The organism is Arthrobacter sp. ZGTC412 (genome assembly GCF_002929215.1).
Classification (GTDB): domain Bacteria; phylum Actinomycetota; class Actinomycetes; order Actinomycetales; family Micrococcaceae; genus Arthrobacter.
This window is the reverse complement of record NZ_PJII01000033.1, coordinates 1-8,883: the sequence shown is the minus strand read 5'-3', so window position 1 is coordinate 8,883 and position 8,883 is coordinate 1. Positions and strand designations below refer to the sequence as shown.

At 60.8% G+C, this 8,883-nt stretch carries 4 protein-coding genes and 1 pseudogene; 4 read left to right on the top strand and 1 reads right to left on the bottom strand.

Annotated features, from left to right (window positions below):
- Positions 1 to 113 (bottom strand): annotated as a pseudogene (locus CXQ88_RS22540) (recombinase family protein); the annotation flags it as partial.
- A gap of 1,125 nt (positions 114 to 1,238) precedes the next feature.
- Between CXQ88_RS22540 and ectB the strand changes: the two are divergent.
- The 4 genes from ectB to CXQ88_RS20980 all read left to right on the top strand — a co-directional run.
- Complete coding sequence (gene ectB, locus CXQ88_RS20995) at positions 1,239 to 2,513, top strand: diaminobutyrate--2-oxoglutarate transaminase (protein ID WP_104046097.1); 1,275 nt, start codon at positions 1,239 to 1,241, stop codon at positions 2,511 to 2,513.
- Between the two features lie 54 nt (positions 2,514 to 2,567).
- Positions 2,568 to 4,127 carry an aspartate kinase gene (locus CXQ88_RS20990; RefSeq protein WP_258062057.1) on the top strand — a complete coding sequence of 520 codons (1,560 nt, stop codon included), beginning with the start codon at positions 2,568 to 2,570 and terminating at the stop codon, positions 4,125 to 4,127.
- Between the two features lie 60 nt (positions 4,128 to 4,187).
- On the top strand, positions 4,188 to 8,444 hold the full coding sequence (locus CXQ88_RS20985; protein WP_104046096.1) for a Pls/PosA family non-ribosomal peptide synthetase: 4,257 nt from the start codon (positions 4,188 to 4,190) through the stop codon (positions 8,442 to 8,444).
- Positions 8,441 to 8,883: aspartate-semialdehyde dehydrogenase (locus tag CXQ88_RS20980; protein ID WP_146069262.1), on the top strand; the 443-nt coding region annotated here is incomplete at its 3' end. The genes CXQ88_RS20985 and CXQ88_RS20980, both read left to right, overlap by 4 nt.

Sequence of the window (8,883 nt, the reverse complement as noted above, 5' to 3'; positions counted from 1 at the left end):
TGGTCGATGTAGAGGTCATCGCGGCGGACGCCGGCGGCCAGAAGGTCCGCCTGCTGCCGGTCGGTGGATTGCTGCCGGGTCAAGACACGACCGTATCCAATCAGTTTCGTCATGGGCTGCTCAATGTGTCTCATAACTAACGGTGGCCGGGCTGCCCGAGGGGGCACGCCCGGCGGCCCAATCTGGCCGACTGCGTGTCTACTGTTGTTCCTCGGCCCGGATATCGCGGAGCGTGGCGGCCAAAGCCCGCACGGCCGAGGGGTCATCTTCACATCGCTTGCCGTTGCGTGAGCAGGCGTGAAGACTCGTCACCCCAGTTCCTTCCGCTGCCTCTGTCAGCTCGCCCCAAGCTTCCTGCAGCTCCGCGAGCTGCGCCGCCGTCAACGGCTTCCGCGGCGCCGGTCCAGTGACCGCTGCCGAAGCAACCGTGTCACCCGCTACCGCCCTGTTGTCTCCTGAAAAGGCTTCGCAGCGCCATAACGTGCCCCTCTGCAAGAGATGTCCCGCCAGGAGGAAACTCCCCCGAGTTCCGCTGCTACTGACGGGACGGTCCTACGCTACCAATGCCCGCCGGTTCCCATCCAAAAACAGAGGGTCCGCATACTTGATATGCGGACCCTCTGCCTAGTAAATCCTGCTGCTTATAGCTTGAGCATGCCCCAGGCCGGACCTGCGTGGAAGTTCCTAGGCCCTGCCGCCACCGGCCAACTGGGGGAGCGGCCGAGACGGAGGACACTCTCATTTTACGCACGCCAGGATTGGTGTAGTGGAAGCCCGCTCAGTTTGTGCCGGCGACGAGCACGCTGACAGGAGCAGCGTCAAAGCGAGGAAGGCTATGCCTGCCTTGTGAGCGGGTTTGCCGTCGGGTGAAGCGCTTCGTGAATGAAAAGTAATGCCTGAACGGGCAGCAGGAAAAGCTTCTTGAAGACGGGTAGGACATGACGGCTTGCGTGGGTCGGTTGGTGAAGCAAGTAGTGGGCCGGGCAGAAAGCAAGTACACAACACCCTTGTTTTCGGTGGGTCAGTCCCCTAGATTCGGGATTTCAGAAAGGAATTGGCGTAACTGCCGTCGCGGAGCTGTCCGCGGCAAGAGACCGGGATTTACCGCTGGGGGAAATCCAAGACGTCCGCGACACGCGTGTATGCGGCCAGTGGCGTTTGTCATTTGACGAGTGAAATCTAGCCGGACGAGGAGGTCCGGTTCTTTCACAAAACAAAAGTTGACAGGAAATCCCCAGATGTCTGATATTTTTGAGTCCCTGGAATCTGAAGTCCGTTCCTATTGCCGTGGCTGGGATACTATTTTCGAGCGCGCCTCCGGCAGCTTTCTCTACAGCGAGGACGGCCGCGGGTACCTCGATTTCTTTTCCGGTGCCGGTGCCCTGAATTACGGGCACAATCACCCTGCACTTCTTAGACCGCTGATGGAGTACTTGCTTTCCGGAGCGGTTATTCATTCGTTGGACATGAAAACCACTGCCAAACGACGGTTCCTGGAGACATTCCACGAGCTGATCCTCAAACCGAGAAACCTGGACTATAAGGTCATGTTTCCGGGTCCAACCGGGACGAACAGCGTGGAGGCTGCGTTGAAGCTGGCCCGGAAGGTCACCGGACGCACCCACGTTCTTGGTTTCACCAACGCTTTCCATGGAATGACACTGGGCTCGTTGGCGGTTACCGGAAACTCCATGAAGCGGCAGGGCGCAGGCGTCCCGCTCACCCATGCGTCCAGCATTCCCTATGACGGATTCCTCGGGGACGATGCGCTTGCGTTTTCGTGGCTCCGCTCCGCCTTGGCTGATTCCGGGTCAGGACTGGACAAGCCGGCAGCCGTCATCGTCGAAACTGTTCAGGGAGAGGGCGGCCTCAGGGCAGCCCGTGCCTCCTGGCTTCGGGAGCTTTCAGACATCTGCCACCAATACGGCATCCTGCTCATAGTCGATGATGTGCAGGCTGGCTGTGGGCGCACCGGGAAGTTCTTCAGTTTCGAGGACGTGGGCATTGTTCCGGACATTGTCTGCCTTTCGAAATCCATTTCTGCTTTCGGATTGCCCTTGGCACTCACACTCTTCAAACCCGAACTTGATCTCTGGAAGCCGGGGGAGCACAACGGCACGTTCCGTGGACACAATCCGGCCTTTGTCACCGGAGCTGCTGCCTTGGAACACTTCTGGCAGGACGGCAGGTTTGAGCAGAAGATTGCGGCGGTGGCAGCTCAACTGCACGAAGGCCTGAGGCTGATAGCCGATGCCACGGAAGGGGCCAGTGTGCGCGGCCGGGGCATGCTCGCCGGAATCCATTACTCCGATCCGAAAGCCGCCGGAAAGATAGCAGCTGAGTCCTTCACCCGTGGACTGCTCGTGGAAACGTCCGGCCCGGAAGGTGAAGTGCTCAAAACAATGCCGGCCTTGACGATCAGCGCCACAGAACTGCGGCGGGGATTGGAAATACTGGCCGAAGCCGCCGAATCAGTTACCGGCCAGAGGATTGTTTTGAAAACAGTCGCCTGATTGCAGAAGCAGGAGAAACCACCTACGCGGAACCGCAACGGAAACGGCATATGTATGAGTAAGCAATTTGATTCTGTGGCAAACGACGATTTCCCCGAAGCTGAAATGCAGGCCGAGAGAGTGGACCACGAATCATCCACGGCAGGCAACGGCGCCCGCCGTGGTTACGCCCCCAAGGCACAGTGGGCTGACTGGAACCAACGCCTGCCCGACGACGGCAGGAACCTGCCCGGGGGAGCTCTCGTCGTGCAGAAGTTCGGTGGATCATCGGTAGCGGACGCTGCGGGCATCCGCAGGGCCGCCCGGCGGATAGCACAAACGCGTGAAGCGGGCTATCAAGTCGTGGCCGTGGTTTCGGCTATGGGCGGGACCACAGACCATTTATGCGATCTCGCCGCCGAGGTTTCCCGGCAGCCGCACCCTGGAACGCTGGACGCCCTGCTGAGCATGGGCGAACTCATCACAGCATCCCTCTTGGCATTGGCCCTGATGGACGACGGCCACGAAGCGTGCGCATTCACAGGAAGCCAGGCCGGGCTAATTACAGACAGTGTGCATGGCAGGGCGCGCATCCTCGATATCAGGCCGAGGCGGATCCGCCACTGCCTGGATCAGGACCGGATCCCTGTGGTCGCCGGGTTCCAGGGCCGGACGCAAAGAGGCAAGAAGGTGACCACCCTGGGGCGGGGCGGCTCGGACCTGACCGCTGTTGCCCTCGCCGCCGCCCTGGGAGCAGGCATTTGCGAGATTTACACTGACGTCGACGGCGTCTACACAGCTGACCCCCGCATTGTTCCGACTGCACGGAAGATTGCGGCCCTGTCGAGCGAAGAAATGCTTGAATTTGCTGCCTGTGGGAGCAAAGTCATGCACCTGCGCAGCGTGGAATACGCGCGTCGGTTCGGTCTTCCCATCCACGTGAGGTCTTCCTTCACCGACGGCTTGGGAACACTGATTCTGCCCGGCCTCGATCGCCGCCCCTTTAGCAGGCCGGCGCCCGAGCAGGCCGTGATCACTGACGTGGCAGGCGTCGAAGCCATCTCGGAAATCGTGGTCACAGGCCTCCCGGATGATCCCGATCAAACATCCCTGCTATTCCGTTCACTATGGCAGGCATGCATAAACCCGCAGTCAATTATTCAAAATACGCGCAGTCCCGGTTGCCGGACCGACGTCGCTTTCTCGCTCCCTGCCGACCAGCTCACGCCCGCCCTCGCCGTGTTGCACGCCCAGCAGAAGTCTCTGGACTTCCGGGAACTCCTGCACAGAACCCGTGCAGGCAAAGTCGAGCTCACCGGCCTCGGCATGAGATCCTCTCCCGAAGTCCTCGCTACCTTCTTCAGCACTCTGTCAAAAATCAAAGTCGACGCCGATCTTATCGAGATATCCGAGACACGCCTCGCAGCCACCACTGGTGCGGACCAGCTCAGGGACGCAGTACATGCTCTGGGATCAGCCTTCGGCCTTACCCCGCGCGTGAGGGAGCCACAGGCCGCTGCCAAGAGCGGTGCTGCAGCGAGCACCGGCCGGGGGACGCGAATCCTGGACGACGCCCATGACCGGGGTCCTGCCTCCGACGGACGCCACCTTGAGCCGATGCACCGATCGAGTTGACGGCGGGATCGCCATCAACCCGCTGCGTGGAAGCCACCAAAGCCTACCGAGGAATCATCAATGACGAAGAGCGTAAAGTCCCGCGAGGGTGATATCCGGCCCGCTGAGCTGCGTGGTGTGCTGACCACCGGGCTGGACGGGGCAGGGCCGGTCCTGACTTCGGCTTTCCCTGACCACGTGGTCAGATGGAGGAAGGGCGAAAGGCTGCATCAGCTTTTCGAGGATCGCTGCGACAGTCTTGCAGCGCAGGGCTGGGCCGAACACCTTGCTGTGGATGCCGAGGACGTAGCCCTCACCTACCCGGAGCTGGATCAGCAGGCGAACCAGCTGGCCCGCCACCTTCTCGCTGCCGGAGCACGTTCCGGGGACCGAATCGCGCTGCTCTTCGATCAACCCTCCCGCGCCTACATTGCAATGCTCGCGGTGCTGAAAATTCAGGCCGCCTACGTTCCACTCGATCCTGGGTTCCCCTCCGACCGGCTGAAGTACATCGTCGAAGACGCCGGTGCCACCATGGTCCTGTCCTTGTCCCATCTGCAGGTTCTGCTGCCCGAAGTGGCTGCGGTGACTATCTGCCTGGACCTCGCGCGGGCCCAAATAGAGGCAGAAGACCCAGCCCGGCTCGAGCTGCGGGTAGCAGGCGGCACCACGGACGAGCTCGCGTACATCATCTACACATCGGGCTCTACCGGCAAGCCCAAGGGCGTTGCGATCGAGCACGCAAGCATCTGCAATTTTGTCCGGGTGGCCTCCGCGCTGTACGGCATCCAGACCACGGACCGCGTCTACCAGGGCATGACCATAGCCTTTGACTTCTCGGTTGAAGAAATCTGGGTATCCTGGCTCGCAGGTGCGACGCTCGTGCCCAAACCCGCCGGCTCGACTCTCCTGGGTGCCGAGCTGGCGGAGTATCTGGTGAAGAAGCACATCACCGCCCTGTGCTGCGTGCCAACCCTGCTGGCCACCATCGACGAGGAGCTGCCAGAGCTACGCTTCCTGCTCGTCTCCGGCGAGGCCTGCCCGCGGGATCTGGTGACACGATGGCACACAGCCGGCCGGCGCTTCCTGAATGTCTATGGACCCACCGAGGCCACGGTCACGGCCACGTGGGCTCTGTTGGACCCCGACAAACCCGTTTCCCTGGGCGTCCCCCTGCCCACCTACTCCGCCGTCATCCTGGATCCCAGCGCCAGCCGCGCACTCCCCATGGGCGAGGCAGGCGAAATCGGGCTCACCGGCGTCGGCTTGGCCAAAGGGTACGTCAACCGTCCGGACCTCACCGAGCGCGCCTTCATTCCCGACTTCCTCAGAATCCGACATAACCCTTCAGGGCGGATCTACCGCACGGGTGACCTGGGCCGGATCAACCAAGAAGGGGAGATAGAGTACCTCGGTCGTATCGACACGCAGGTCAAAATCCGCGGGTACCGCATCGAGCTGGCTGAGATCGAATCGCTCCTCCTGCAGTGCCCCGGAATCGCCCATGCAGTGGTGGACACCTTTGAGCCGGAACCGGGACAGCTGGAACTGGCGGCCTACTACACGCTCCGCCATGATGCTGAAAAAGTGGAGGCCCACGACATTCACCAGATGCTCCGGACCCGGCTTCCCGGCTACATGGTGCCTGCCTACTACGAGCAGCTCGCCACCATCCCCTTGATGCCCAGCGGCAAAGCCGACCGGAAAAAACTGCCCCGCCCCTCCGAACGGGTCAGCATGGCCGGCTCCGGAGCATACACCGCCCCCACAACGTCTGCAGAATCATCACTCGCAACTGAACTCGGTGCGGTCCTGGGACTGGAGCGGGTGTCAACGGACGCACACTTCTTCAATGACCTGGGTGCCAACTCTCTCCTGATGGCGCATTTTTGCGCCCGTGTCAGACGTGAAACGGACTTGCCGGCACCGGCCATGCAGGACATTTATCAGAACCCCACGGTTCGCGAGTTGGCGCAGTTGCTCACAGAGGTGTCAACCGAGGCTGCCGCGGGACCAGCCGGAGCTGCTGACGCCGGAATGCTGCCCCCTCGCGCCGTCACAATGCCTCCGGCGAGCACCGCTCAATATGTTGCATGCGGAGCCATCCAACTGGCGATTTTCCTGGGATACACGACGTACGCTGCGTTGCTCCTGGTGTTCGGCTATGAATGGATGTCCGGTGGACGGGACCTGGTAGAAATGTGGCTGCGCTCGGTGGCCTTCGGTGCCGCCATGTTTCTGGTGCTGTCCGTGACCCCGATCATCATCAAGTGGGTTCTGGTCGGCCGCTGGAAGCCGGGAGAAATACAGATCTGGAGCATGGCTTATGTCCGGTTCTGGATTGTCAAGACACTGACCAGGGCAAACCCACTTGCCTTGTTCGCCGGATCACCGCTCTACGTGCTGTATCTGCGGATGCTCGGGGCAAAAATCGGCAAAGGCGTTGTGATCTTTTCCCGGACGGTGCCCGTATGTACCGACCTGTTCACGGTCGGAGATGGATCCGTGATTCAAAAGAACTCGTTCATCCTCTGCTACCGGGCCCGATCAGGAGTCATCGAAACAGGGCCTGTAACGCTCGGCAAGAACGTCCTTATTTCAGAAAAGACCGCCCTCGACATCGGCACGTCGATGGGAAACGACACGCAACTGGGCCACGCCTCCTCGCTGCAGACCTCACAGTCCGTACCCGATGGACAGGCCTGGCATGGTTCCCCGGCCGCCAGGACCGCCGCCAATTACCGGCGTGTTCCTGATGCGGACTGCGGTACACGCAGGAGAGTTATTTTCAGTCTCCTGCAACTGTTCAACCGGCTCGTCCTCGTTGTCCCCGTTGGCCTGCTCGCGCTGGCTGCACTGCTACCTGGCTATCTGGATACGGGCCACCTGGAGTTGCATGATCCGGAATTCCTCATCCACATAATGGCGGCAACGCTGGTCCTGTTCATCGTGGCCCTGATTTTTGGTCTCGTATTAGTGGCCACTGTTCCGCGGGTACTGAACCTCTTCCTTAAGCCCGATGTCGTATACCGGCTCTATGGCCTGCGTTTCGTGATCCAGCGGCTCCTCGCCCGACTGACGAGGGCCAGACTGTATAAGGACGTTTTCGGGGACAGCTCTTATATTGTGAACTTCCTGTCCTGGATCGGGTATGACCTCGGCAAGGTAGAACAGACAGGATCAAATTTCGGACCCGAAGTGGCTCAAGAGTCACCCTTCCTGTGTTCCGTAGGAACCGGGACCATGGTCGCGGACGGCCTTAATATGATGAACGCCGACTTCACAAGCACTTCTTTCCGCCTCTCAAGAGTCCGCATCGCCAGCCGCAACTTCCTCGGGAACGCCATCACCTTCCCTGACGGAGCAAGGGTGGGAGAGAATTGTCTCCTGGCCACTAAAGTGATGGTTCCAATCGATGGCCCGATTCGGAGGGATGTCGGCCTCCTGGGGTCACCCCCGTTCGAAATTCCTCGTTCTGTTCAGCGCGATGCCCAATTCAACGAACTGAAGATCGAAGAAGCGAGGAACCGAGCCCTCCCGGCTAAGAACCGGTACAACATCATGAGTATGGTGCTGTTCCTCGCCGTGCGCTGGTTCCTGTTGTTCACCGCTACGCTTTGGGGGGCTGTGGCCGTCACGGCGCACGGATTCCTGGGCGCACTGGCTGTCGCGCTGTCCATGCTCGGCTTCCTCGTGTTCCGGATACTCATCACCGTCCTGGCAGAGCGTTCTGTCATGGGGTTCCGCCACCTGGAGCCTCAGTTCTGCTCCATCTACGACCGGTATTTCTGGCGGCACGAACGTCTATGGAAGCTCTTGGCCATACCGCCCTTCAATGGGACACCGTTCAAGCCCATGATTTGGAGATTGTTAGGAGTCAAAGTTGGCAAGCGACTCTACGACGCTGGTGCCACCATCCCAGAGAAAACACTCGTTGCCATCGGTGATGACTGTGCACTAAATGAAGGATCAACCATTCAAGGCCATTCGATGGAAGACGGAACCTTCAAATCGGGCCACATCGTTGTGGGCAATCGCTGCAGCCTGGGCGTTTACGCTTGGGTCAACTATGGGGTGACGATGCACGACGGGTCGGTCCTCGAGGCTGACTCACTGCTCATGAAGGGCGAGGACGTCCCGGAGGACACGGTATTTGTGGGAAACCCTGCCCGGGCCGCATCGCACCGGTCGCCCGAAGCGCCGCGGCCTCCTGCCGTAACGCGGGGGCCCCGGCACAAGGCTGTGCAGTACGCGCGGGTCCACGCTACAAGTTCCCTTCCGGCAGGAGTCCGTCGGAGTTCTTCTGCACGGGGCCATGTTCTGAGGCGGGCAAAATGACTACAGCAGGTATTCCTTCCGTCGGCCTGGTGGGATGGCGCGGCATGGTCGGTTCCGTCCTCATGCAGCGCATGCTGGACGAGGGCGACTTCGCCAACATCAACCCGGTGTTCTTTTCCACTTCCAACGCGGGGGGTGCCGCGCCTTCGCTTGCTGGTACAGCAGAAGGCAGCGCCGGCAGCCTTGAGAACGCGTTCGACGTCGAGACGTTGGCTAAGCTGCCCATCATCGTCACGGCCCAGGGCGGGGACTACACCAAGCAGGTCCACCGCGAGCTGCGCAGCGGCGGCTGGGACGGCCTCTGGATCGACGCCGCGTCCACCCTGCGCATGAACGAAGACTCCATCATCGTCCTGGACCCGATCAACCGCGACGTCATCGACAAGGGCCTGGTCAACGGGACCAAGGACTTCATCGGCGGCAACTGCACCGTGTCCTG

What these genes read in the sequence shown, in the direction of transcription:
- CXQ88_RS20985 (WP_104046096.1), top strand. Translation starts at nt 4,188, where the DNA reads ATGACGAAGAGCGTAAAGTCCCGCGAGGGTGATATCCGGCCCGCTGAG.
- CXQ88_RS20990 (WP_258062057.1), top strand. Translation starts at nt 2,568, where the DNA reads ATGAGTAAGCAATTTGATTCTGTGGCAAACGACGATTTCCCCGAAGCT.
- ectB (WP_104046097.1), top strand. Translation starts at nt 1,239, where the DNA reads ATGTCTGATATTTTTGAGTCCCTGGAATCTGAAGTCCGTTCCTATTGC.